The following is a 25,653-nucleotide window of genomic DNA, read 5'->3' as shown; positions in this document are numbered from 1 at the left end:
GGAGTGGGGGACTTATGAACGATATAAATAGAAGAGCACTGATTAAATCTCTAGTATCAGGTAGCGTTGGTTCATACTTGGCTATTAACTCGGGTATATTAAATGCCTTTTCTGGAGTTGATGCAGGAAAATCAACGTGGAACCAATACGGTTCATCGATTGTAATTGATGGCCTCAGCGGAGCATTCTCGCTCAGGGAGCCAAGCTCTGAAGAAGTCCTGGGAATATTCAAGAACTCGGGGATTAGTGCCTTGAATATGACAGTCCCCTATCCAGGTGATGACTACACAGAGACTTTAAAGAAGGTTGAAAAAACCAAATCTATCATCGAGCAGAACTCAAACTACTTGAGCTTAATTCATTCTGTATCAGATATCCTGAAAGCGAAGCAGGAGAGTAAGCTCGGTATCATAATGGGTTTCCAATCAACTGAAATGTTTGATGAGTCACTTTCAGGTATTTCAGAATTCGCCAAAATAGGCGTCAAGATAATGCAGGTATCCTACAATGGTCCCTCTATCCTTGGCAGCGGCGGTCTCGTTAAGGAGGATTCAGGGATAACTCCTCTTGGCAAGAAAGCCATAGAGATCATGGAGGCGGAGAAGGTTTTGATCGACCTCTCGCATTCTGGAAAGAAGACAGTGTCCAGTGCAATCAGCCAATCAAAAAGACCGATTGTGATCTCTCATACTGGCTGCAACGCAATTTATGACCACCCTAGAAATAATGATGATGCCGAATTAAAAGCTGCAGCAGACACCGGTGGCTTGGTTGGAATCTATTTAATGCCATTTTTGGAGGGTGGGGAGCATGAAATAAAGGCCGATGTGGTGATAGAACATATACTGCATGCCTATAAAGTATGTGGTGAAGATCATATTGCCATAGGTAGTGACCAAGGCGTAGTACCGGTCAATGATGGCCCTGAGTATCGAGAAAGTATCCGTAAGGAAGTTGAGCGTCGTATTGCGGCTGGAATCTCCGCGCCCGGAGAAACACCAAATCGTCCACCGTTTATTCCTGAGCTGAACTCTGAGCGGCGGATGGAGCTAATTGCCTATAGGCTAAGCCAAAAGGGAATTCCTGATCGAGTGGTAGAAAAAATAATTGGTAAAAACTGGTTGCGTGTTTTTGCTTCGGTATGGAATTAAAGGAAAGTAAGATTAAATGGATAATTATCTAAGGCTTGATGGCGTTCTAATTCGATTGGTGGCTTGTATTACTTTCCTCTTTTCACCTTTGCTTTTTGCTGAAGGACTTAGTACTTATTCCGAATTCCCAAAGAGTTCAAAGACTGAAGTGATTCCTTTCCCGATCGAATTTGCTTCAGATATCACCTTGAATGGTGTTGAAGAGCTTGTGTTTCTGCCTGGTATGTATAAACAAGAAAAAGAGGATTTCTTTAGTTATGCTTTTTCATGGACTCACAAGCCAGAGAAGAACCAAGTTTTTGGGAAGGTCGAAATCCAGGATTTTATAGCCTCCTACTATAGGGGGTTGTACAAGGCCGTCACTCAAGGCAAAGAATATAAGCCGGCTATTACAATTGAGTGGGATGATGGCAAGTATACTGGTCAGATAAAGTGGATTGAGCCATTTGTAACCAAAAAAGAGCAGACCCTCTACTTTAAAGGGAATCAAGTTAACTGTGAAAAAACTGATGAGCTTCGTTGGTACTTTATTGTTTCTCCACAAAATTCCTCTCACCCCGTATGGGTGGAACTCCAGTCGATAAAACCCAAAAACTGTTAGTGATAGAATCCAGTTGCTCTCAACTCGGAAGCCTTACCATTCAACTTAAAATTATCACAAGTCCTAAATCAATCTGTTTGAATAAGTATCAGTCCTGTGCCTGCTACATTAGGTGAGTGTCCAGAATTTCTGTTAACTGTCAGATCAATCCTGAACCACTTCACTTAAAAAGAGGTCATATCCAATCGATATGCTTAGTTTTAGTAGGCACGTATGCTTTCCCAGGCATCTTCAAAACCATTAATAAGCATATAGCCAGAAAGTTTGTTAAAGAGTTAATGGATGTTGGCATTATCCTGTATGTGGTAGCCTTGAGTTGGGGGGCTCCTGCTTACTTAGAGGATGGTAGTGGCTCTTTCCAGATATGTAGCTGCGGATTTGAGTTTGGTTTCGATGATGAACCATCGGCATCCGGTACAAAAATTGACTCTGTCATTGGTAATTGGGAAGTTAAAAGGCATCGTAAGTTACAATACTTATCTTCCAAGTCCGATCAATATAAAGAACTGCTAACAAATTTAAGATGTATCGGTATTGAGCTAAGCACATAGTAAAAGTATGTATCTCTGCCCCCATCGGGTGATTCCGGCGATGTGTATCTTAACTGGTCCTGTATTTCATCTAAAATAGAAAGTGGAGAAGACCTTTAACGTTTGTGTTCAGTAACTTGAAACGAGCTATGCAGCTTATCGAACCAATAGTTGAATACATAGGTATATATCACGATATAAATCACCATGACTATCTCAAGCATAAATGCTTCTAGGATAGTCAGATTAAAGCCCCAGGCGATTACTGGCAACGTCAGTACCAACATACCCCCTTCAAACAATAACGCATGCATGGCTCTAACGATAAACGTCTTCTCCGGGTTTTTACGTATATTCAATAAGTACCAGTCAAAGGCGTGATTGAAAACCATATTCCAGACCAGCGCAAACAGTGATAGTCCAGCCGCAAGTACTAGCGATTGGTGTACCTCCAGATCAAACACTGGCACCACCAGTAAGCCACCTGTCAGCAGCAGAAAAAACTCGTAGGAAACCGCATGGAATAAACGATTCTTCAATGATTTAGTCATCAGCCATACTCACTCTGGTTGAGAAAATATGCCTGAATGATATATAGTTATTTTAGGTGGGATAAGTTAGATACTATACCTTAAACAGATAGGTTGGGCGCGTGGCAGTTTCTATTGAGCAACTGGAAGCATTTGTAGCAACCGAGCAGGCTGGCTCGTTCTCAGCGGCTGCACGTAAATGTGGAAAGGCACAGTCGGTAATCAGCTCACTGGTATCGAATCTGGAGGTTGACTTGGGAGTCAATCTATTTGATCGAAGTCAACGATACCCGCGATTGACGGACGCAGGTGAGTCACTGCTGGAACGCGCACGGAATCTTATCGAGCAACGCGAGCGTTTGATGGCGATCGCACAGGGGTTGTCTCTGGATGTCGAGGCCCGGTTGACGTTAGCTATTGCCCAGCATGTGCGGATTAAAAACCTGGGTGGACTCTTTCAAGAGTTTCAGACCAAATATCCAAATGTTCAAATTACGCTCAGAGCGGGAAGTGTTCAGGATGTACAGACCTGGGTCGAACGGGATGTTGCCCAACTCGGGATTATCACGCAGCAAGAAGATGTGCCCACTGGGTGCGATTTCAGAGCCCTGGGCCATCTGAAGCTCACTGGCGTCGCCTGTGCTGAGCACCCGATAGCACAACTTACTGAAGTAACCTGGGAAGACCTGAAACAATACCGACAAATCTTATTGCAGGAGTTTGAGATATCCAGCCAAACTCGCTGGCTGGTGTCTCCCGACGTGTGGAGTGTGTCACGTCTCGATGATGCACTTGACCTTGTCGACGCTAATTTGGGCTGGGCAGTATTGCCACTACACGTGGTTGCGAAGGGGATAGCGGCGAAAAAACTGATACAGCTCCCTCTGGTATTTGAGCAGGAGAAAGAGCTGTCACACGGTGTAGATATTATCTGGTCCAGTAAGCGTCCACTGGGTCCTGCAGCCACTGACTTGATGGAGCGGCTGAGCACAGAGGACGCAATACTGAACAAGGATCAGTCGCTATGAAGCGTTTGACAGATCTCGGGCAAAATCTGTGATGGTTGTATCTGGCTTACCTAACACCTGCCAAGTTTTTTGACTCACTGGTTGCTCCTTTAGCTGTTCTACGTAAGTCAGCATATGTTCCATAAATACTGCCTGCTCCTCGGGCAGTCCCATTTCTGCAATGGCCGCGATAGGGTGAACGGCAATTTCTGTTCCCGGAGAATATGCCTCTACAAACGTTCTGGCCGCCTCTGGTAAAGACATCCCCTTAGTACCCTGAACTGAAAAACTCTGGTTGTAGGCCATCTCATTCCCGATAGCATTACCGATCATCTCTGCCAGATCTGTTGTATTGGTGTAGTAGATAGGGTGGACATGATCGCCGATGATAGAAAATTGGCCGTTCTCGATGAATGTGGGGAAAGAATCCAGGAAGAATGAACAGAAGAAGAAAGTGAAATCAATGCCCGAACTTTTAATGGCCTCTATCCCTGGCTTACGGATTACATTGGTCTTGTACTCAAGTCCCTTGTCCGCAAACTCTGGGTGGAGATAATCAATACCAGCAATCTGCATGATGTGTTGCACACCATTGACCTTTGCAGCCTCCACGATATTAATCACACCTTCACGCTCACTATGAAAGGGTAAAGTCGGGTCGAGTGACGTGGTATTCAGGGTGATATAAAGTGTTTTGGTACCAACTAGTGCAGACACCAGGCTCTCTTTATCCGAGACATCTGCTCCGACAAGCTGGATACTCTCTGGGAGGATAGTGCGAGCACTAATTACGTCCCTCACGATCGCAGTTACCTTTACACCTTTATGATCCAGTTTTCGTGCTACCTGACGACCTAAATGGCCTGTGGCGCCAATAATCGTAATAGTTTTCTGCATGGTTCAACCTTTAAAGCAATGAATGAGGTAGCCCATACTTTGCCCAAGAGATAGAAACTCTTACAGTTATGTACCATCTATCAAACAGATACTACAGCAAGGCTCTCTAGTCCTACTTTTTGTTCATGTTTGATGCGCACGTAGATGTCTCCTCGATAGATGACAAGGGATTATGGGCGGGAGGCATAACTTAACTTATTTTCCAGTTACTTAAACACTGGGAGTGAGGAATTCGTAACAATTTTTAGGTTTTTGCCGGCTCGTTACTTGTGGGTAACCTCATTGACTCATAAAGCATTTCTAAAAATATACAGAGCAAAGAAAGTACAAAAATATAGAAGGTTGCTCTATATCTTTATTTGACATACTTATCAGTTAAAGGTGGTTTCTTGACTCTCTGTATTTTTTTGTGTTGTAGGATATATGAGCTTTAGAATTAGAGAGAAGCATGATATACAGATGTAGCTTTTGAATTAATCGGTAAAGGTACCCGATCGTGTGGTTTTTAAAATTGTCAAGTAAACGCAAGGCCATACGGATCTTCAAAAGGGATTTAAGGCGTAAATTATCAAATGATTGGGGGAATAAGAGAAAGTATTTAGCCTTTGAGGTGGCTAATAGTGTTCAAAACCACTATCCCAAACTGACTAAGTATCAAATGTACGCAATATACATGTGGTCAGATAAAAAGCAGTTTGATAAATATTGTACGGAATCTGGCGTAAGTCTTAGCTCAATCGAGGCCAGGAAAGAAATTGATTCTGTTGTGATTTCTATGAATAGAAGTGATTCATCCCTAGTAGAATCCAATTGTAGCAACGAATTTTCTGACTCAGGAGGTTCGGATTGAGCTCACATTTAAAACGAAAAGGCATACGGTGTAAAAACCGTTGCTTCGATTTGATTTTGCTGTAAGTGCTTTAGGCGTCAAAAATCCTGAGTTCGGAGAGAGAATTAGTGGAAGAAGTAATAGGCGGTGTATTTAGATTTCTCGGTCGATTTATTGTTGAGACTATATTTACAATCATTGTCGAGGTCATGTTCCATTTCCCTGGCAATCTAATTTGTAAACCTTTCACAAAGAAGGGGAGAGAGCCAATTGGGTTTCTGGTGGTGATTGTCAGTATTTCATTTTGGTTGTTAGTAGCTGGATTAGCCTACACAGCATACTTCCTTCTTTCTGGTGAGCCCGGTGCCTAACAAACACAAGTAATATGCTACGGCTCTTCGGGCCTTTTTGGAACAACTTACTTTATGTACATTTTGTACAGTTTACTCAAGAAAAGGCTGGAGCAGGGCGTGGAGATATGTATCTCGTTGCCAAATAAAGTTTAACTTATACAGAGAGGGGTAGGGCCTTCTTCCTTGGGAAGCCTGACCTGGACAACCCCTATAGCCTAATTTTCGTTCGCTTTAGATATAGACATAGATCTCTCACCTGGGGGCGTGGATGCCTATCCTTACTTAATTTCCTATCACTTCTAGCACTATTGCTAAGACGTATGTCCCAGCTTGTAGATTTTTGTCGGTTTGGGGTTGTGGACGTGGATCAGTAAAAGACGGGAATTAGGTACTGGGAAGTTGGGGAGTCGCTTCAAGCTACTGAGTTAACTAATTGGATTCGCTATGGCTCAAATGGCAAAGGGGATCGGGTTTGCGGCTGGCTATGGCTCGTCGTTAAGTATTGAAGTAATATCGCTTACCAACATCGGATTGAAACTTATGGAGTGAGTAAACAAATCTAAACGTTTTGGGCTTTACACGGGATGATGCCTAGGGCACGCAAAATCCACAAACTTGCCAATCAAGTCTATATGAAGAGATTTGATGTGGATGTGGTGCTTAGGAAAGGAAAGCTTGATAATCCGCAGATCGATAAGGTTAGGTCTCGTGAGGACCATCGGCTAATGATGGTGAAAAACAAGAGAGCGGGCGAAGAGAGGCCCAAACGAAACGATATCGTATCCTATCGGATGCCAGGCTCTTCAGAGTCGTATATTTTGACTAAATCGGGTGGGGTATCACTTTTTGATGGTATCAGTAGCAAAGTTCCATTTAGAGAGGGAAAGGATGCTCGGTGGATAATTACCAAAGATGCGAGATTGGAATCAGGATTGTTTATTGCAAAAGATATGTTTCCCGATGCAGAAGGCAATACCCACTACTCGATTGAAGCGGAAATCGATATGCCTGTTTCCGAGTATTTTGAAAAGCTTGCCGCCTTAAAAAAATATATGAGAGTTAGGTGATGTCTTATAACTACAAAGATTTGAACTATATACGAGAAGCTCTTGCTTGCTATGAAGAAAAATTGTGTGATGTTGATATTAACGAATGTGATGATGAAGAAGCTAAAGAGCTTCAAGAAGCTATTCTGTACATGGGACGTTTGAGGGCGCTGACCGAAAGAATGATTGACGAAAGGGAGAATAAGGGCCCCACTTTAACCTCAGTCTAAAGGTCAGGACATAAAGTAAAAAGGTTAAAGTAGTTAAGGCCTCCCTTATGCAGGGAAGACGTATTGAGCTAATTATTTAGACAAATATAGGTACAGGTTGCATCTGCCCTCAATTGCCTAACCTAGGTTTTTGTTTCATGAAGAGATTTATACTCCTGGCATGCAAACTTCTATTGATAACTGCTGTATTTATACTGCTGCTGTTAGTGTCATTTCTAACTACTACGCTATTGGTGCAAGGAGATCAACACCCAGAAAGCTGGGTAATAAACGTCTATGATATTTCTGCTATGGCGATAGTAATTGCCCTTTATATTGCCGTAATGGTATATACGTTCAGAAGATTTATTAAGGCAGAAAAGCGCCTCAGGGAGTAGAAGTATAGTGATGTTATTAGCTTTCGCTGTGTGTCCAAAAGAATTTACGCTTGGGCTTAAGGTAGATTGACCTTTATATATGATGTAGATTGTGGAGATTCGTTTGAAATTTAAAGTAGTAACCTCTAAAGCTGACTATAATAACTATTGTGATTATGTGGTATGTAGTCGTTTGAAATCTCATACATGGATATCGATTCTTAAGAACCTAGTTGTTTGGCTGGCTATCGGTTTAGTTTTTATGTCTTGTGTTCAGTTTAAGAGTGGGAAAATTGAGCTGAGTCCGTTCATATTAGTTATGGTTATATCACTTGCGTTTCTTTTTTATGTTGCTCTTAGTAGGTTTTTGGCTGTAAAAATAGGCGAGTGCTTTACACCAAATAAAGATGGAATAATATTAGGCTCTAAAGAGTATGAGATTACTCCAGAGGGTATTAAAGAAACTTGTCAACATGGCCATAGTTTCTATAGTTGGGCAGTGGTTGAGCAGGTAGAGGAAGTTAATGGGGCAGTTTATGTTTTTGTAGATCAAGCATTAGCTTTGATTTTTACAGCTGAATCATTAGAGCAAATTGATTTTAAAGGTGATCTTTTAGATACATTGAAAATGCATACATAATACACCCAAGATACATTTAGGTCAGAGTGTGGTATCTGGCCTTTTTAAGAAAAATACTATTTGTAGGAAGCGCTAGCTTCTAAATAAAGTAGAGTACATGGGAATCGCCAAGTACAAGGGTAGTTATTTCCAAGATACTGACAGACCAAGGGGGTGAGGTGTATTAGTTCAGACCAAATCTGACACATCCTCTTGAAAAAGAGGGGTTTACCGGTTTTGATGAAGGTGCCTAAACCTAAAAGCAAAACCAAGGATAAACCCCATGATCCATACTAATGATCGCATCATCAAACACAAGACCGGATTGCTAAATCTGGCAGAAGAACTCGGCAATATCTCCAAAGCTTGCAAGATGCTGGGTGTGTCGAGAGACACTTTCTATCGCTATAAGGAAGCCGTTTCAAGTGGCGGTGTGGACGCCCTTCTTGAGAAGAACCGGCGTGTGCCCAACCACAAGAACCGTGTTGACACAGTCATTGAAGAGGCAGTGTTAACTTATGCCCTCCAAGAGCCTGCCCATGGGCAGGTTCGAGTTTCCAATGAACTGCGTAAACGCGGTGTATTTGTGTCCCCTAGTGGCGTTCGGAGTATCTGGTTACGGCATGACCTGGCTAACTTCAAATTGCGATTAAAGGCACTTGAGGCCAAGGTCGCTGAGGAGGGACTGATCCTCACAGAGTCACAGGTTCAGGCTTTGGAGAGAAAACGGCATGATGATGAAGCCTGCGGTGAAATTGATACTCAACACCCAGGTTATCTGGGCTCGCAGGATACCTTCTATGTAGGAACCTTTAAGGGCGTCGGACGTGTTTACCAACAAACCTATGTCGATACCTATGCAAAGGTGGCTCATTGCAAGCTGTACACCACCAAAACGCCAATCACTGCGGCGGACCTCCTGAATGACCGTGTACTACCGTTTTATGCCTTACATGATCTACCAGTGCTGCGTATCCTAACTGATCGCGGTACGGAGTATTGTGGCAAATTGGAACAGCACGACTACCAGTTATATCTAAGTGTGAACGAAATAGAACACACTAAGACAAAAGCCAGACATCCACAAACTAATGGAATCTGTGAGCGCTTCCATAAGACCATTTTACAAGAGTTCTACCAACCCTCATTACGCCGCAAGATCTATGGATCAATAGAAGAGTTACAAACGGATCTGGACGAGTGGCTCACATATTACAATAATGAGAGAACTCATCAGGGTAAGAAGTGTTGCGGTCGAACACCGTTAGCAACTCTTGAAGATGGAAAAAGCATCTGGAAGGAAAAGCTCGTAAACTGAATTTGACCTGACAGAGCATCTCCTGAGAAACCGGTAACTGTCAGATCAAGTCTGAACTACTACAGGTGAGGGAAAGCCCATACTCCCTTAAATTGGAGCAAGGCAATACCAGGTTTTAATTAGCACGTATCTTGCTTGATGTACTTTCCCAAACTTCTTCAAAACCATTAATAAGCATGTAGCCAGAAAATTTGTTAAAGAGTTTATGCATCCAGAACTCTATATCAGTAATTCCCTCTATGACTTTTTGCTCTTCATTATCTTTGATTGCTAAGTCTGTCATTTTCCAAAATGATTCTGTTAATGAAGCTGCCATTTCGTTCGAATTAATTTTTACTTTTGAATTGATAAACTCTTCAAGAAGTTCATCATTCATTTCTTTAGCGTAATGTAAAGCGAGGCTTTTAGCATCAAACTCAGACTCTTTAAATTTAAGCATTTTTATAAGCCTCCAGTTGTAGGTCTGTCATGATGGCCATTCTATCAGATATAGATCTTAGTTTGAAAACGAGTTCATCAACTCGCATTCGTTCTGTTACTGCCAGTAAATAATGAGCGGGGTTGTCAGGGTCTTGTACAAATTTCATTCCAGAAGGGATATGCTGACTGTCCTCTATAATCCAATAGGCACAGTTAACTTTAGTTCCCTTCTTTTGAAATCCGCCTAGAAATTCCATTGTGGAGACAGCATGCTTGACCGTCGATGAGAAAGACAAACCGTGCTCGTCACTGGGTTCAATCCACATAGGATCAGAATTTGAGAATTTGTAGTCACAATGCCTAACCCCTTTACTTATTCCGCCTCTACCATGTGAGCCTTCCTGATATATAGTAGCTTCATTCGGATCTATGACAGTCCTAAAGAATGCTCTCTTCTTTCTCTCCTGTGCTTCTAAATAGATTCTAGATATGCGGTCAGTAATGTCTTGTACAGTTTTTAGCTGATGTTTGAAAGGTATCTTCTTTTTACCCATCTTTGAACTCCATTTCGATGTTATTGATTGTAAGAGCATAACATTTGCCGGGTAGGCAGGTAGTTAATTGCTAGTTCACTACTTGTAGTGGAGACATTCGTCCCAATTCAAAAGTTTTCGCAGGTTCGACATTTTATGATCAATGTGTTTTTCTGCTGATATTCAAGTTGTGGGTGGGTCTTCTTTGGTTGGGAAGCGGTTGCTGCAGACGCAGAATTAGGAAAATCCTTTGGGGTTTGGGAATCTCTATGATCTGTTGTGTTTACTCTGTATTTATAGCTTTGGTGCCAATTTAATTACCGTTGCTTAATTTTTGTTCCTTTCAATTCATTCTTATATCTCTTCTCGGTGGCGGGTGGAGCTTATATTGCTGAGGGCCCAGGATCGCCACCGCCCACAAAATGTTTCTCATACAAAACTCTTGGTTGTTCTTGCTATTCTGCGTAGCAAGTTGCAATCTAGTAGATCAAGCTGCCTATACACCCAAGCAGTCAGACAAGATTGAGATCGGTATAAATAATGATCAGATGCAACCTTTCCCGCTATATGGGTGAGCAAAAAATGAACATTTCTGATGTTGCTCGCCAGACTAGTCTGAATCGAAGCACCATTTCATTGCTCTACCACGAGAAAGCGACCCGAGTAGACCTCGAGGCACTAGAGAAACTCTGCAAAATTTTTGACTGCAGTGTCGGCGAGATGCTGGAGATTAGTGCGGAGGTAAAGTCATAAATGGATAAATTCTGGAAGCAAATCACCCCGTCAGATTTTGCTTGGGAACGTGAGGCACTGGAATTTGTCAAGCAAGTCCTGCCAGATCACGACCCGTACCGAGCTTGGTCAAATTTTGAGTTTATCGCCTTGGATGGCTCCATCAATGAGATTGACTTGATGGTGCTCACTCCCAAGGGGTTGTTCCTTATTGAAATTAAATCCCATCCTGGTGTGATGAAGGGTGATGCAGGGACCTGGGTGTGGGAAAAGCCCGATGGTGGGCGCAAGGTTTTTGATAACCCCCGTATCCTTACAGATCGCAAAGCTAAAAAGCTGGCATCTTTACTGCAGGTGCAGCCTTCTGCCAAGCGTAGTAAAGAGCGTATTCCATTTATCAATGCACTTGTGTTCCTATCGGCCGAAAATCTGATCAACAAGCTCGAAGGCCCAGCCCGTATCAACGTCTGTACACGTGATAACTTCTATAACGACATTACTTATATGGATGAGAGCTGGCGTCATCGCCGGTTAAACACCCCAGTGGCTAAGATGCTATCCCGCGCTGTAGAGGATGCAGGGATAAAAGAGTCTGTCCGAATGCGGCGGGTGGGACACTATGAACTCACAGATCTACTAGATGAGGCGGATCACTTCCAGGAGTGGTTTGCCATACACTCTGACCTGGGGGTGGAGCGCAAAGTGCGGATCTATCTGACCTATGGCAAGCCGGAAGATGAGGCTAAGCGTCTGCAAAAAGCGGCAAAGCTGGAATTCCGACTGCTCGAAGGTATCGAACACCCCGGTATTCTTAAAGCCAAAGACTATCAACAGCACGATCATGGCCCGGCACTGGTGTATGAGTATGACCCCACCGCATTCCGGCTCGACCACATGTTATTGCATCTCAACAACGTAACGCGCCTGGATACCATGCAGGCCCTTAGCCTGTTGCGCCTAATAGCCGAAGCTGTCCAACATGCCCACAAACAAAAGCTCTATCACCGAGCGTTAAGCCCGCAGAGTATTTTGGTGAAGCAGCTCGACGACGATAAATACAGTATCAAAATCGCCAACTGGTCTACGGCAGAGCGGGTGTTTGAGGCCGAGACCCGTCAGATCAGTGCTTTTAGTCACCTCAGCCGTATGGTACAGGAAGAGGCTGGTCCCTATGTTGCGCTGGAAGCACATGCCAGTGGCGAGGCCGATGGCGTTCATATGGATGTCTTCTCGCTCGGCGCAATTGCTTATCACCTGTTTACTGGCAAGAAACCTGCTGAAAGTGACCTGGAGCTGCAGGACAAGCTCAGTCGAGGTAGTGGCTTGCAGATTACCGATGAGATCAACGGTGCCAGTGAGATGCTGCAGTACCTAGTGGAATATGCCACCCATCCCGATCTTAGCTGTCGTCTCGAATCCGTTGATGACGTGATCGACTGTCTCGATGAGATTGAAGAGGAAATCACCCGTCCAGAGACACAGCGCAATAGTGACCCAACAGAGGCCCTGAAGGGCGACACCTTCGAGGGTGGCATTACTGTCAAGAAACGCCTAGGTAAAGGCGCAAGCTCGGTTGTCTTTCTGGTCGACCACCAAGGGCAGGAGCGAGTACTAAAAATCGCATCTACCCAAGAGCACAACCGCCGGTTGATGCAAGAGGGTGAGACCCTGGGGAAGCTTCGGCATCAGTCTATCGTCGCCTATCATAAAACAGTGGATATCGTCGGTCACACTTCGCTGCTGATCGACTACACCAGCGAAGGTACCCTTGCGCAGCGAATCCGCAGTATTGGTGCGGTACAGCTTGAGCTGTTAGAGCGATTTGGTGATGACCTACTTAGCGCTGTTGCCCATCTGGAAGACCAAGCTATAGTTCACCGCGACCTCAAACCCGAGAATATTGGTTTGGTGAAGCAGGGCAGCCAGCTGCATCTGGTGTTGTTTGATTTCTCCCTATCTAATGTCAGCTCTGACAATATTACCTCGGGCACCGTCGCCTACATGGACCCATTTATCCGCGATGCAGGACGTCGCCGCTGGGATGATTTTGCCGAGCGATTCTCCGCAGCGCTCACTCTCTACGAAATGGCGGCAGGCGCATTGCCCGGCTGGGCATCGACCGAGGGTTTGCCCCCGCAAATTGAAGGTGAGTTAGATATAGATCGTACGGTATTTGATCCCACCATCCGTGACCGAATGGTGAGCTTTTTTAAAAAAGCGCTGGTGCGTGATGTTCGTGAACGTTTTGCCAATGCAGGGGATATGCTTCGCGCCTGGCGCGAGGTTTTTCACGAAGCCCGCAAAGACTCTCAGCACCCAACAGTTCATGACAGTGACAAAACCTGTCCGGTATCCGAGGCACAGCTGGATACACAAATTGGCTTGCTGAAGTTGTCGCCACAAGCTTTGGATACCCTGAGCCGCAAAAACATCAACACAGTGGCTGACCTGATCAAACTTAGCCGTAGCCGAGTTCGAGTGTGGACCGGAGTGGGGGTGAAGACTCGTACCGAGCTTTCTGAAGTCATAGGGCAATTACAGAGCCGTTTAGTCGATAGCCTCCAAGCCAGGACGTTAGAAACAGCAGATGCGAGTGTCGTTAGCGTTGACCGCATTTTTAGCTCAGTTATGCCCAAGGTTACTAAGGCTACTGACCAAACCAAGCTGCGCTTCTTGAATGAATATCTCGGTCGCCTGGATGGTGAAATTCCCAAGGGGATTCACAATGTTCATTGGCCAACAGCAGCCAAGCTCAGTGCCCATGTCGGTATAGAAACCGGTGAGGTCAGGGAGCTTACCGCCAAGGTGCTATCTCAATGGGGTAAGGTCAAAGCTGTCACAGAACTGCGTGATGAAATCATTGAGCTACTGGACGAGAACGGTGGTGTGATGACTGCCATTGAACTGGCAGACGCAGTGCTGCTGCGTCGAGGCTCAGTTCAGGATAGCCCGCTTCGTGAGCGTTGGGCTCAAGCTGTTGTTCGGGTGGCTGTAGAGACCGAGCTCAGCAAGCAGGAGCCACGCTGGATGTTGCGTCGTTCTGGTAATCGATTCCTGATTGCTGATGACCGCAATGCAATGGGAGAAGAGCTGGCAGACTACTCCAATGATTTGGGTGAGCTGGCTGACGAGTGTGCCGAGGCTCAGCCCCTGTTATCACCCGTTCGCGCATTGGAAAAAATCCGAGCAGTACCAGCCCCCGAATCTTTTAATGGCCTTAGTAATCATCGCCTTTTGCGTTTGGCGGCGGCAGCTTCGCAAAGTGCAGCGCTATCCAGTCGAGCAGAGTTCTATCCGCGAAACATGAAAGCAGCACTGGCGCTCGAATTGGCTCAAGGTGCATTACTGGGTAGTAAAGCTCTAAATGTTGCTGATGTGCAGGCCCGTGTAGCGGGGCGGTATCCGTCAGCCGAGAAATTACCTGGGCGACCAGAGCTTGATGCTCTTGTACAGAAATTGGATTTAGGTTTCGAATGGGACGGTAACTATCAATTTCCTGCCGGTAGTAACAAGCCCAATGGTGCCTACTGTTTACCGATTGTAGGTCTCACAGCCTTGGCCTCGAAAACAAAAACTCAATACCACTATACACGCAAGACTGATTTGGATGGTGCCAGCTTACAAGCCATTCGTACTGTTAATCATGAAATTGCTACAGCGGTGAGTTCTGCGCGGTTCCTTGCCTTAACGGTTAAGCCTCGCCAGTTGCAGGCAGTAAAAGACAGGCTATGCCAAGAATACCCATTAAAGCATGTTAGCTTTGACGAGCTGTTATTACGCCACCTGCATCAAATCTGCGATGGGATGCCAAAGCCTCCAGATTGGAATGTCGTGCTTAAGGCTGATGCTGCAGAAAAAAATTCAAAAAACTGGCAGAACTTGCAGCGCTTGGTGCAGCAGGCATTACCAGCTATGGCGGAAGAAATTAAAAGCGCAGGCCAACCTGTATTACTGACGGAGCCCGGTTTGATAGCGCGGTACAACTTGGTTAGTACCTGGTTGAGTGATCTTCGCCACCACTTGATGAACTTTGATGACGCCTATGGGCTCATCTTATTGATTGCTGCCGATGCTCAAAGTGCTGCTGCCTCGATAGATGGTGTAACTGTGCCGCTAGGGGCGGGTAGTAGTGAGTTCTCACGGATATCCAGCGGTTGGCTAGAGCTAGATGTAGATGAATTAAGTATTGAGCAGGCTTAATTAGCCGTTCATATAAATAACGGAGTCAGATATAGCATCTGATGAAAACTAGCGAAGATTTAGAAAAAGCAGACGCTAGAAAATGGAAAAATAATGATCGATAGAAATGCTTTATTAAAAGACCTCCAGGGTGAACTGCCAAAAATCGAAAAGGATATTTTGGCTTATAGCGAATCTCGTGATGATTTGACTGTACACCTTCAGGAGGAATACGAAAAAGCCCGTGAGGCAGGCCGTACGGCTGAGCATTTTGTTGCCTGGCGTGAGGCGCAGATTACTCAGGCGGCTGTGGCCTGGGTGCTGAGCTGTGTGTTTGTGCGTTTTCTAGAGGATAACGAGCTGCTGACAGAGCCTGTGTTAGCAGGCCCCGTTGATAGTGCCCAGGGAGAAAAACGACTTGATCATGCAAAGCAGCGGATGGTCGCTTATTTCAATGAAAACCCTACGCACGAAGAGCGTGAGTATCTGTTCAGTCTGTTTGAGGATTTAGAGAAATTTCCAGTTATCGCTGAGCTATTAGATCATCGTCATAACCCCTTATGGCAGATTCCGGTCTCTGCGGATGGTGCAAAACAGTTAATCGATTTCTTTCAGAAGATTGATGCGGAAAGTGGTGAGGTTATTCACGATTTTACCGATAGTGAATGGGATACACGTTTTCTTGGAGATTTGTATCAGGATCTATCTGAATCAGTGCGCAAGCGCTATGCACTACTGCAAACCCCAGAGTTTGTTGAAAGCTTTATTCTCGATTACACCCTTGAAAAAGCGAAGGATACCTTTGGTCTACCTGGTCTTCGTTTAATCGATCCTACCTGTGGTTCCGGCCACTTTTTGTTAACGACCTTCGAGCGAGTATTTGATGATTGGGTAAAACGCGAACCAGCAACAAATACAAGAGAATTAGCGCAGCGAGCATTGGATGTAGTCCATGGAGTAGATATTAACCCTTATGCTATTGCTATTTGCCGTTTTCGTTTATTGATTGCCTCCATGAAGGCTTCTGGTGCAAATAAAGTGAAAGATGCACCTAATTTTCATTTTAATTTGGCTTGTGGCGATTCGTTATTGCATGGTTATCGATTTGAATGGCAGGGGCAGGGGTTACAAACCAATTTGTTGGATGAAGATCCAGTTAAGCATGTATTGGAGGTAGAAGATAAAGAAAAGCTCTTGAAGATTCTTGGGCAGCGATACCATGCGGTTGTAGGGAATCCTCCATATATTGTTGTTAGAGACAAGGCTCTTAACCAAGCATATAGGGATCGCTACCCGACCTGCCATAGACAATACTCTTTAGGGGTTCCATTTACAGAACGTTTTTTTGATTTGACTATTTCCCCAGGCGATGGATTACCTGCTGGATTTATGGGGATGATAACAGCCAATAGTTTCATGAAACGGGAGTTCGGGACCAAGCTTATTGAAGAGTATTTAATTAGGAGAGATTTAACACATATTATTGATACGTCTGGAGCATATATCCCTGGGCACGGAACGCCGACAGTAATTCTTTTTGCTAGAAATCAAGAGTCTAAACCGGATAAAAAAATCAGGGTGGCGCTTGGAGTCAGAGCGGAGCCAAAAACACCTGATAACCCTGCATTTGGGAAGGTCTGGAGTGCGATTGAGTGCGGGATTGATAAAGTTGGAGACGACAATGAGTTCGTGTCAATTGAAGATCGTGATCGGGAAAGTTATAGCGTTCACCCTTGGAGTTTAACTGGAGGGGGGGCAAGTGAAACAAAGTCTCTAATTGATGAAAACTCAGCGGGGAGTTTGGGAGATGTAGCTCCCGTTATTGGTCGTATGATGCATACTGCTTGTGATGATGCTTACTTTGCGCCACTGGATGCTTGGACTAGATATACAGGAGACAATCGTTGGTCGATTGGAGTTGTGGAAGGGGAGTTTGTAAGAGACTGGGAGTTGAAATTAAAGACAGGCTGTATTTTTCCATATGATGATGATTTAAATCCAACCTTAAATCTTCCAGATGTGAAGCTGAGGTCAGTCCTTTGGCCCAATAAGCAAGTCTTGCGAAATCGTCGTGAGCCGAATGGGTTTCAAGAGGAGATTGGGCTTATATGGTTTGAGTGGAGCAGATTTCAGAAAGAGAGATTTCTGAGCGAGATGTCGATAAGTTTCGCTGAGGTCGCTAGTCATAACCACTTTGTTCTTGATCGAGGAGGTAAGGTTTTTAAGCAGACAGCTCCGATAATTAAGCTTAATAGCGAAGCAACTCAAGAAGACTACCTTTCGATGACAGCTTATCTTAATTCATCGTTGTCTTGTTTTTACATGAAGCAAATTTGTCATCAAAAGCAGATGACAGGTGGGGATGGAGTACGGATTGAGTTTGTTTCAAAAGTTCCTTATCAGTTTTCTGGAACTGCGCTAAAAAAGATTCCCCTGCCTCGTGAGATGAAAGAAGGGGAATTTAGATGTTCCATTTTGGCATTGTCTAAGCTGGCAGATAGCCTCGCTGCTGAGTGTGGCAATTTGTCGGGCGACTGGGTTTTAGAAAATGCTTTAGAAAATGGTGTTGATTTAGAAAACTCTTGGAATGAGGCATTGAGTAAGCGGAAGGTAATACGTTCTAAGCAGGTTATTGTTCAAGAAGAGATTGATTGGTCATGTTACTGGGCATTTGGCTTGGTTGATAAAAGCTTTCTTTTCAATATTGAAGAGTGGCTTGGTGTTGATGTGAATGTTGGTCAGAGACCGTTTGAAATACTTTCTCAGCTAAATCAGGATGGTTTTGACGTCCCTAACGAAATTCCTAAGGAATGGCCTAAAACTATGAAAGAGGCTTGGCGTTCTCGTATAAAGGCGATTCAAGATGTCAAAGAAATTCGAGTCATAGAAGATCCTCACTATAAACGTCGATGGATTGGGCGGCAGGGGCTGTTCAATAAGTCCGCAAAGTTAGATGAATTTAGTCTTTCATGTAAAGCTTGGATGTTACGATCACTAGAATTTAACTATTTAAGGAATAGCGATGAATTAACAACCTGTGCAAGCTTGGCTGATAGGGTAAGAGGCGATAAGGACTTTGTTAAGGTGGCTTCCTTTTATAAAGGTGATGAGCTTTTTGACTTTCAGCAGTTGATCAGCGATTTGGTTTCTGAAAGCAATGTTCCTCAATTCTCTTCAGGCCGATACAAGCCCAAGGCAATGAAGAAATTTCGAGCTTGGCAGGAAACATGGAAAAAGCAACGCCAGGAGGATGAAATTGATGTGGAGTTTGGTGTTGATCAGCCCCTTTCGGAATCAGATTCAATTGATCCAGATAAGCTTGCAGTATATGAGAATGCAAAAAAGCAGGCAGAATCAAAAAAAGCTAATGCGGTTGGGGCTATTCCAATTCCTCCAAAATATATAGCTGGTGATTTTCGAAAATCTAGCTATTGGCCCTTGCGTGGCAAACTCGATGTGCCCAAAGAGCGTTTCTTCAGTCTGCCTGGCTGCGAAAAAGAAGGTGATTCCACTCTGGTCATTGGCTGGGCGGGTATGAATCACCTGCAGCGTGCGCAGGCCATCGCCTCTTGGTATATCGATAGAAAAGAGGGTGAAGGCTGGCAGGCTGACAAACTCACCCCCATGTTGGTTGCTATCGATGAATTAATCCCCTGGCTCAAACAGTGGCACAACGAAATTGATCCTGAGTTTGGTGAGCGTATGGGTGATTACTATGAAGGGTTCCTGCTTGAAGAACTCCGTCAATTGAATGTCAGTCGTGATGAATTGCTCAATTGGGAGCCGCCTGCGCCTGCTCGGGCTCGTCGTGGCCGAGCCCGCAGAACCGTTGCTGAATAAAAGATAGGAAATAGATAGATGACGCTCATTAAAGAACTTATCGACATCCCCGAAAAGGTTCAGCACGGTGATTTCGTTTTAAACCTCTCTACCGGTCTGGCAGAGGAGGCAGTTAGTCAAACTTTAGAGCAGTATGTTGTTACCCCGCAGTTGGCCAAGTCCTTCGACAATGCTTTGAGCTTTATTAAGAGCACTGTGGTGGGTAATCAAAACCTGCAGAAAGGGGCTTATCTCCACGGCAGTTTCGGTTCTGGTAAATCACACTTTATGGCGGTTCTGCATTTGTTACTGCAGAAGAATCCACAGGCCAGGGCTATCAATGAACTAGCACCCGTCGTTAGCAAGAATGATGAGTGGCTGCAGAAAACCAATATTCTGTTGGTGCCTTATCACATGATTGGTAAGGCAAGTATTGAGGCGGGCGTGCTAGGTGGTTATGCAGAGCATATAAAACACCTTCACCCTGATGCGCCTGTCCCTGGTTTTTACATGAGTAAACGTTTGTTTGAAGACGCTAAACAGATGCGTACGAAGGTGGGGGATACAGCCTTTTTCGAAGGGTTAAATGCTGACCAAGCCGAAAGCGAAGATGATGGTTGGGGAAGCCTTTCCAGCGGTTGGGATGCTGTCAGCTTTGACGCGGTGGTTAATGAACAGTCTAGTCAGGAAGATAAAGATCGTTTGGTCGGTGATCTGGTGGGCACCTATTTCAGCTCAATGGCGGATATGGCAAACACAGAGTACGGCGGCTATGTCGACTTTGATGAAGGTCTCCGCATTATGACAGAGCATGCCAAATCCCTTGGTTATGAGGCTGTTGTGTTGTTCCTCGATGAGTTGATCCTCTGGCTGGCTAGCCATCTTTCAGATCAGCGCTTTATCGCCAGGAATATCCAGAAGGTCGTTAAGCTGGTGGAAGCGAGTGTTAAACGAGCTCTGCCGGTGGCGAGCTTTATTGCTCGTCAGCGAGATCTGCGTGAGTTTGTTGGTGATCAATATACCGGTACAGAACAGCAGGTATTGAGTGATTCACTGAAATACTGGGATGGCCGCTTTCACACCATTACCCTCGAAGACCGAAACTTACCCGTTATTGCCGAGAAGCGTCTCTTGAACCCAGTGAGTGAGGCAGCGAGAAATCAAATCTCTGACGCCTTTAATGCGATGGACGCCAAGATGAAGGAGGAGGTGAACACTATCCTGCTCACCAACCAGGGTGACCGGGATATGTTCCGATCACTCTATCCCTTCAGCCCTGCACTGGTCCAAGCGCTAGTAGCTCTATCCTCGGCACTGCAACGCGAGCGTACTGCTCTGAAAGTAATGTTGATGCTGTTGGTGGAGCAACGTGACACTCTGGAGTTGGGTAACTGTATTCCAGTGGGTGATTTGTATGACGTAATTGGGTCCGAGGCTGAGCCTTTCTCAGAAGCAATGCGCTTACATTTTGACAATGCGAAGAGTTTGTTTACTCGTAAACTGGTTCCGTTGTTGGAGGAAGATCACAACCTGCAATATGCCACTTTGTCTGAAGTGGACGACAACGACCCAGCCAAGCGTAGTTTTATTAACGATATGCGCTTGGTTAAAACGTTGTTGTTATCGGCACTGGTACCGGAGGTAGAGTGCTTTAAGAATTTAACAGCAAACAAGCTGGCGGCATTAAACCACGGTACGATTAAATCGCCGATCCCTGGCCGTGAAGCTCAGCAGGTACTCCAGAAGTGCCGTAGATGGGCTGGACGTGTTGGTGAGATTAAGATCAGTGATGACGCTAACCCGATTATCGCTATACAGCTTTTGGGGGTGGATACCGAGAGTATTATTGAAGATGCGGCTATTCATGACAGTGAAGGTAGTCGAAAACAGCTGATTAAAAAACTAATTTTCGAAGCCTTTGGCCTGAAAGAAAGAGACGGCCTGTTTCAGGAGCAAGAACACTCTTTCCTTTGGCGTGGAACTCACCGAACTGTCGAGGTGCTCTTTCAGAATATCCGAGAGCTTTCTGATGATAATGTCTTTGAAGCTAGGGGAGATGACTGGAAGGTTATCGTCGACTTTCCTTTTGACAAAGACAACCATGGACCTGCGGACGATAAGGCGAGGATTCAGGAATATGAAGCCTTGGGTAATACAGCCCGCACTTTATGTTGGTTGCCCTATTTCTTTAGCCAGAATGCGCAGCGCGATCTGGGTATGTTGGTTAAGCTGGAGTACATACTCAAAAGCGATGATATTTTTTCATCCTTCAGCAGCCATTTAAGCCCCGTTGATAGAGCGCAGGCGAAAACTTTGCTAGAAAATCAGCGTAGCCAGCTACGTCAGCGTATTAAAGATTATCTGATGGGGGCTTATGGTGCGGCTGAGGCAGTTCCTAACTCTCTAGATGATAGTGGTTCGTTGGATAACCAGGTTATCTCACTAGAGCCAGGATTCACCCCCAGCCTGCCTGTAGGCAGTGATTTGGGTAAAGCATTTGAGAATTTGTTATCTCAGGCCTTGAGCTTTCAATATCCCAAACACCCGGAGTTTGATAACGAAGTTAAGCTCGGGGAGCTAGCCAAAGTTTACACCCAGCTACGGATGGCAATTCATGCCAGCAACGGTCGTATTGCCGTGGACAGTAGTTCGGAACGATCTTTAATGCGCACGATTGCCCAGCCATTGAATCTCGGAGAAATGCATGAACGCCACTTCATCTTCAAAGATGATTGGCCTATGCAGCTGACCAGGGCATTAGCAAAAGATGAGCAGGCGGGAGACCCGGTGACGGTTAAACGCCTTAGGTCCGCTATTGATACCCCTGACGCAGTGGGTTTACCAGAAATAGTCCAGAATTTGTTAATTAAGGTCTTTGCTGAGCACGGCCAATATGCCTTCACACTCTATGGCGGAGAAGAAGAGGTAGCCCTCAAGGATATTCGGGATGATCTGGTGCTGGTGAAACAGGATCTTGCCGAACCGGATGTATGGAAGAAGGGTGTTGATAATGCCGGTGCTGTGTTTGGAGTGACAGTTAACTCTTTACGTACTGCGAACCATCAAATTGCCTTACAAAAGGATGTGTTGGCAGAGGTAAATCGTCATTATGGGCATTGTGAAAACCTCATTGCGGAAATTAAAACCGTTTTAGGGAAGTTGAATCAAAGCCCCAACAGTAATCGACTGAAAAATGCTGAGTATGCTTTGGTTCTGGCTAATGAGCTTAAGGGGAAAGAGGGGGCAGAATTAGTTTCCGCCCTGGCTGATATTAAGTTTGTGAATAACGAACAAGCTTTGGCTAAGAGCATCAGCTCTGCTGCAAGTGTGGTTCAGGCAATACAGGACAACAACTGGGAATTGCTTGAGAGTGTCTGGGCTGGCGATGATGCCGATGGTAAAGCAATTAAGAAGCGTGTGTGTGATGCGCTTTCTGCTGATGAGTTGGTCACTTCATTGGCTCCTGCTTTACGTCAGGCTCAATCTGATGCTACTGCGATTATTAATAAGCGTTTGCAAGCTGCTAAGCCTGTTGAACCGGCTCCAACACCTGCACCCCCAGCAGGGCATAGGGTCGTTTCACAGAATAAAAAATTCGGTTTGACCCGTAGTGAAGCAAAATCTTTGTTTGCAGAAATTGAGAGCCAGTTGAACGATGACTGTGTGCTCGAAGTTTCTTACAGCATCATTGAAACTACTGGTGTAGAGGGTTAATTACCATGTCAACGGCCTCTACCGTAGCTCAAACTTATGCACCTATGCCGATAAAAACACAGGTGCAGGCTATATATGAAAGTGATATAGCGGCAAATTGTGTGGCTCTGGTGTGGCCAGAGGAGCTTGAGTCTACCGAGTTTATAAATGAGGTTAAGGGAACGCCAACACGATTTGTTTATTGCCCGTCAGAGCTGGCAATGCGAGAAGCGTTGGTGAAGTTTTCTTCTTCATCTGAGCGGTTGGTGCTTGTATCTAAATACAATGAGGTGCAGCTGGCTAAAGATGTTCTGGCTCGGTTATGGAAGCAGTCTCCACAGCAAATCAGCCCCTGGAAGAACCTTCAGCAGTTTATTAAGGTCCGGGAAATCGATCCAAGGCTAAAGAAAAACGGTGGTTGGATTGCGAAAGCTTTGCTGGGTCGTTTAGGTAGTTTTCAGAGAAAAGTCGGCTTTGGTGAGGTGCTGGATCAGGAGAATGCCTGGAAAGCGTTGGCATTGGCTTACCTGAACTACAGTGATCCCACCCTGGATTTACAGTCGCTGTTTAGCTGGTCTGTCGGTAATGGTGCTGCAGCTTTGGTTGAGCAATTACCGGAGGATTTAAAAGAGAATCTGGATGATTGGCTAAAACTAGGCTTGCCTAAATCCAGTGCCTTGGTGAAATCCTTACTATTAGATGGGCAGGCAGACGATCTGTTACCTATAGGGTTAGCCTGTTCCATCATGTATTACCCTGGTGTCGAACAGCAATCGATGATCGATACAACGCAGTTACATATCAGCCGGGGAGTGTTTAAAGAGCGTTTTCTGGCAGGTGAAACCTTTGAGCAAGGGCTCTTACAGCAGTTTGGCATTGAAGCTGTTGATTCGGTAACGCTGTTGTTGCACCAGCAGGGTTTTCAGGCGATGGATTCCGTTCTGGGCAAGGCTGAGCAAATACTAGCAAGCTTGGATTTAACTCCGGTTATTGGCTTGTCAACGGTATTGCCAGCGAGCCTACAAAAACGACTGAGTCGTTACGCACATGCCCTGAGTGGTTTTTTAGCGGGTGGTGATGCCGGTTTAGCTGAAGCTGCTTTGGTTGAGGTTAAGCAGCATGTTTTGGCTGGCTTTAGTTCACAGCAAGAAACTATGCAGCGTGCCGAAATGGCTATTCGTCTGGCGAGGTGGTTGCAGCAGGCCCCTGAGTCATCCGTTGATGCAGTGGCGGCAATCTCTGAATATATTGAGCAAGGCAGTTTCGCTGATTGGGCGCGTTCGGTTGTTTGGGCAGGTGATGTACATGAAGATTTAAGCAAAATCTATCATCAGCTCACAGAGCAGGTAGGGGATAAACGAGAGGCACAGAATAAAGCTTTTGCCGAACATATGGCGAGCATTGCACGTGGAGATACTTTACCGGATAACTTTATCCCTGTTGAATCTGCTCTTGAGAAATTAATAGCACCTATTGCTAAGGAAAATCCAGTATTGTTGTTGGTGCTGGATGGCATGAGTGAGGCGGTTTATCGCGAATTAAATGAAGACTTGGTTAAACATCACTGGTTAGAGCTTCGGGCGGAGTCTAATCAGGCCGATCCATGTCTTGTCGCAGCTTTGCCGAGTGTGACTCAGGTTAGCCGTTGCTCATTGTTGTCTGGGGTTCTGCAGGAGGGCAGTGCGCCGGAAGAAAAGAAGGCTTTTGCTGCCTACCCTGAGCTGAAAAAGCTGGCTTCTCCCAAGTTTCCCCCCACGGTGTACCACAAGTCTGATCTCATTCAGTCCGGTAGCGGTGCATTAAATAGTGATGTGAGGGCGAAACTAGCGAGTACTGAGTATCGAATACTGGGAGTTGTAATCAACGCTATTGATGATCAGCTTTCCAGTAGTTCACAGATCTCCTTCGGTTGGACTCTGGACAATATCACCCTGTTACGCCAAGTACTGGAAGCGGCACGTGATGCTGGTCGGGTCGTAGTGATTACCAGCGATCATGGTCATGTTTTAGATCATAACTCGTTTTACCAGCAGCCTTTATCCGACAACGGGGAACGCTATCAGTTAGCTGCTGCTGATCCATCTGAATACGAAGTAGCTGTATATGGTGACCGGGTCGTGACTGCTGATAAGTCGGTGACCATGCCTTGGACAGAGCGCCTACGTTATACCAAATCAAAGAATATGGGCTACCACGGTGGGGCCAGCCTGCAGGAGCTTGTAATACCCTTGGGGGTGTTTGTGAGCTCAGCGCATGTTGAAGCTTTACCCGGCTGGACTGAAGTGCCCCGTCATTTACCTGAATGGTGGCATGCTCAATCTTTTGTTAATGAAAACCAGAGCAGTTATATCACCCCCGCGCAAGCGGAGGTTGCTGGTAGTACAAAAGCTAAAAAATCTAAGAAGGCCGCAGCGGCTGCTGAGGTCATGGATGATATGTTCGCCAGCCCTGTTGATGCACCTACAACAAACCCTGATCAGGGTGCTGGTTGGGTTGATTCCTTGTTTGTTTCAACGGTTTACCAGCAAATAAAAGCGAGAGCGGGCCGCACGGCGGTAAAAGAAGAACAGCTTCGAGCGTTAATTACCCTGCTTGAACAGCAGCAAGGACAGGCGATGGAGGCGGCAGTATTGCGTCACCTGGGTATTCCTAAGCTGCGTTTACGTGGTTTTTTGGCAGGGGCACAGAAGTTATTGAACGTGGATGGCTACCCCATTCTCACAGTAGATCGCGAGTCTCAGACTATTAAATTGAGCGTCAGTGAGCTGAAAAATCAGTTTGAGATTTAGACACTATTAACCCGACGAGAT

The 25,653-nt window shown here is 45.3% G+C and carries 19 protein-coding genes; 15 read left to right on the top strand and 4 right to left on the bottom strand.

Translation table 11 applies throughout. From position 1 onward, the window contains the following. The first annotated feature begins 14 nt into the window (after nt 1-14). The 3 genes from ACJJI3_RS06595 to ACJJI3_RS06585 all read left to right on the top strand — a co-directional run bounded on the left by ACJJI3_RS06595 (nt 15) and on the right by ACJJI3_RS06585 (nt 2,303). The gene (locus tag ACJJI3_RS06595; RefSeq protein ID WP_444941924.1) at nt 15-1,151 is read left to right on the top strand and encodes a dipeptidase; all 1,137 of its coding nucleotides are present in this window, start codon (nt 15-17) and stop codon (nt 1,149-1,151) included. Between the two features lie 16 nt (nt 1,152-1,167). Then, complete coding sequence (locus tag ACJJI3_RS06590; RefSeq protein ID WP_444905451.1) at nt 1,168-1,752, top strand: hypothetical protein; 585 nt, start codon at nt 1,168-1,170, stop codon at nt 1,750-1,752. A gap of 116 nt (nt 1,753-1,868) precedes the next feature. Further along, nucleotides 1,869-2,303 (top strand): hypothetical protein, encoded by a 435-nt coding sequence (locus tag ACJJI3_RS06585; protein ID WP_444917014.1) that lies wholly within the window; start codon nt 1,869-1,871, stop codon nt 2,301-2,303. 95 nt (nt 2,304-2,398) lie between these two features. Here the strand turns inward: ACJJI3_RS06585 and ACJJI3_RS06580 are convergent, their stop codons facing one another. Beyond that, nucleotides 2,399-2,821 (bottom strand): PACE efflux transporter, encoded by a 423-nt coding sequence (locus ACJJI3_RS06580; RefSeq protein ID WP_444927630.1) that lies wholly within the window; start codon nt 2,819-2,821, stop codon nt 2,399-2,401. 113 nt (nt 2,822-2,934) lie between these two features. On the opposite strand from ACJJI3_RS06580, the gene ACJJI3_RS06575 reads away from it, so the two are divergent. Continuing rightward, the gene (locus ACJJI3_RS06575) at nt 2,935-3,840 is read left to right on the top strand and encodes a LysR family transcriptional regulator (protein WP_444941923.1); all 906 of its coding nucleotides are present in this window, start codon (nt 2,935-2,937) and stop codon (nt 3,838-3,840) included. Here the strand turns inward: ACJJI3_RS06575 and ACJJI3_RS06570 are convergent. Next, nucleotides 3,835-4,716: an SDR family oxidoreductase gene (locus ACJJI3_RS06570; protein ID WP_444941922.1), complete on the bottom strand. Its 882-nt coding sequence runs from the start codon at nt 4,714-4,716 to the stop codon at nt 3,835-3,837. The genes ACJJI3_RS06575 and ACJJI3_RS06570 overlap by 6 nt on opposite strands. Nucleotides 4,717-5,212: 496 nt before the next feature. Between ACJJI3_RS06570 and ACJJI3_RS23055 the strand changes: the two genes are divergently transcribed. The 6 genes from ACJJI3_RS23055 to ACJJI3_RS06545 all read left to right on the top strand — a co-directional run bounded on the left by ACJJI3_RS23055 (nt 5,213) and on the right by ACJJI3_RS06545 (nt 9,467). After that, nucleotides 5,213-5,566: a DUF6559 family protein gene (locus ACJJI3_RS23055; RefSeq protein ID WP_507021835.1), complete on the top strand. Its 354-nt coding sequence runs from the start codon at nt 5,213-5,215 to the stop codon at nt 5,564-5,566. A 107-nt stretch (nt 5,567-5,673) separates the two neighbouring features. Then, on the top strand, nt 5,674-5,916 hold the full coding sequence (locus ACJJI3_RS06565) for a hypothetical protein (protein WP_282953295.1): 243 nt from the start codon (nt 5,674-5,676) through the stop codon (nt 5,914-5,916). Between the two features lie 614 nt (nt 5,917-6,530). After that, a complete protein-coding gene (locus tag ACJJI3_RS06560) occupies nt 6,531-6,965 on the top strand; it encodes a hypothetical protein (protein WP_444941921.1) in 435 nt (144 codons plus the stop codon). After that, nucleotides 6,965-7,174, top strand: a complete 210-nt coding sequence (locus ACJJI3_RS06555) for a hypothetical protein (RefSeq protein WP_444941920.1) — start codon at nt 6,965-6,967, stop codon at nt 7,172-7,174. The genes ACJJI3_RS06560 and ACJJI3_RS06555 overlap by 1 nt, the downstream gene beginning before the upstream one ends. Nucleotides 7,175-7,654: 480 nt before the next feature. Further along, nucleotides 7,655-8,170, top strand: a complete 516-nt coding sequence (locus ACJJI3_RS06550; protein WP_444941919.1) for a YcxB family protein — start codon at nt 7,655-7,657, stop codon at nt 8,168-8,170. A 262-nt stretch (nt 8,171-8,432) separates the two neighbouring features. Then, complete coding sequence (locus tag ACJJI3_RS06545) at nt 8,433-9,467, top strand: IS481 family transposase (RefSeq protein ID WP_444905427.1); 1,035 nt, start codon at nt 8,433-8,435, stop codon at nt 9,465-9,467. A 115-nt stretch (nt 9,468-9,582) separates the two neighbouring features. On the opposite strand, the gene ACJJI3_RS06540 is transcribed toward ACJJI3_RS06545, so the two are convergent. Both ACJJI3_RS06540 and ACJJI3_RS06535 read right to left on the bottom strand, forming a co-directional pair. Beyond that, entirely contained in the window at nt 9,583-9,906 is a 324-nt protein-coding gene (locus tag ACJJI3_RS06540; protein ID WP_444941918.1) for a hypothetical protein, read from the bottom strand. Beyond that, nucleotides 9,899-10,441, bottom strand: a complete 543-nt coding sequence (locus tag ACJJI3_RS06535) for a hypothetical protein (protein WP_444941917.1) — start codon at nt 10,439-10,441, stop codon at nt 9,899-9,901. The genes ACJJI3_RS06540 and ACJJI3_RS06535 overlap by 8 nt, the downstream gene beginning before the upstream one ends. 519 nt (nt 10,442-10,960) lie before the next feature. On the opposite strand from ACJJI3_RS06535, the gene ACJJI3_RS06530 reads away from it, so the two are divergent. The 5 genes from ACJJI3_RS06530 (at nt 10,961) to pglZ (ending at nt 25,632) form a co-directional block, all read left to right on the top strand. Next, nucleotides 10,961-11,173, top strand: coding sequence for a helix-turn-helix domain-containing protein (locus ACJJI3_RS06530; RefSeq protein WP_444941916.1), 213 nt, complete (start codon nt 10,961-10,963; stop codon nt 11,171-11,173). Next, the gene (gene pglW / locus ACJJI3_RS06525; protein ID WP_444941915.1) at nt 11,174-15,352 is read left to right on the top strand and encodes a BREX system serine/threonine kinase PglW; all 4,179 of its coding nucleotides are present in this window, start codon (nt 11,174-11,176) and stop codon (nt 15,350-15,352) included. It begins immediately after the preceding gene. 93 nt (nt 15,353-15,445) lie between these two features. Beyond that, entirely contained in the window at nt 15,446-19,171 is a 3,726-nt protein-coding gene (pglX, locus tag ACJJI3_RS06520; RefSeq protein ID WP_444941914.1) for a BREX-2 system adenine-specific DNA-methyltransferase PglX, read from the top strand. An 18-nt stretch (nt 19,172-19,189) separates the two neighbouring features. Further along, complete coding sequence (locus ACJJI3_RS06515) at nt 19,190-22,864, top strand: DUF6079 family protein (protein ID WP_444941913.1); 3,675 nt, start codon at nt 19,190-19,192, stop codon at nt 22,862-22,864. A gap of 5 nt (nt 22,865-22,869) precedes the next feature. Continuing rightward, nucleotides 22,870-25,632, top strand: coding sequence for a BREX-2 system phosphatase PglZ (gene pglZ, locus ACJJI3_RS06510; RefSeq protein WP_444941912.1), 2,763 nt, complete (start codon nt 22,870-22,872; stop codon nt 25,630-25,632). Nucleotides 25,633-25,653: the final 21 nt, after the last annotated feature.

This window comes from Microbulbifer maximicatervae (SeqCode) (assembly GCF_052466985.1).
The sequence above is the reverse complement of the archived record's forward strand: the minus strand, read 5'-3'. Positions and strand labels throughout refer to the sequence as shown.

What these genes read in the sequence shown, in the direction of transcription:
- pglZ (WP_444941912.1), top strand. Translation starts at nt 22,870, where the DNA reads ATGTCAACGGCCTCTACCGTAGCTCAAACTTATGCACCTATGCCGATA.
- ACJJI3_RS06570 (WP_444941922.1), bottom strand. Translation starts at nt 4,716, where the DNA reads ATGCAGAAAACTATTACGATTATTGGCGCCACAGGCCATTTAGGTCGT.
- ACJJI3_RS06540 (WP_444941918.1), bottom strand. Translation starts at nt 9,906, where the DNA reads ATGCTTAAATTTAAAGAGTCTGAGTTTGATGCTAAAAGCCTCGCTTTA.
- ACJJI3_RS06535 (WP_444941917.1), bottom strand. Translation starts at nt 10,441, where the DNA reads ATGGGTAAAAAGAAGATACCTTTCAAACATCAGCTAAAAACTGTACAA.
- ACJJI3_RS06555 (WP_444941920.1), top strand. Translation starts at nt 6,965, where the DNA reads ATGTCTTATAACTACAAAGATTTGAACTATATACGAGAAGCTCTTGCT.
- ACJJI3_RS06530 (WP_444941916.1), top strand. Translation starts at nt 10,961, where the DNA reads ATGATCAGATGCAACCTTTCCCGCTATATGGGTGAGCAAAAAATGAAC.
- pglX (WP_444941914.1), top strand. Translation starts at nt 15,446, where the DNA reads ATGATCGATAGAAATGCTTTATTAAAAGACCTCCAGGGTGAACTGCCA.
- ACJJI3_RS06595 (WP_444941924.1), top strand. Translation starts at nt 15, where the DNA reads ATGAACGATATAAATAGAAGAGCACTGATTAAATCTCTAGTATCAGGT.
- pglW (WP_444941915.1), top strand. Translation starts at nt 11,174, where the DNA reads ATGGATAAATTCTGGAAGCAAATCACCCCGTCAGATTTTGCTTGGGAA.
- ACJJI3_RS06545 (WP_444905427.1), top strand. Translation starts at nt 8,433, where the DNA reads ATGATCCATACTAATGATCGCATCATCAAACACAAGACCGGATTGCTA.
- ACJJI3_RS06515 (WP_444941913.1), top strand. Translation starts at nt 19,190, where the DNA reads ATGACGCTCATTAAAGAACTTATCGACATCCCCGAAAAGGTTCAGCAC.
- ACJJI3_RS06590 (WP_444905451.1), top strand. Translation starts at nt 1,168, where the DNA reads ATGGATAATTATCTAAGGCTTGATGGCGTTCTAATTCGATTGGTGGCT.
- ACJJI3_RS06560 (WP_444941921.1), top strand. Translation starts at nt 6,531, where the DNA reads ATGAAGAGATTTGATGTGGATGTGGTGCTTAGGAAAGGAAAGCTTGAT.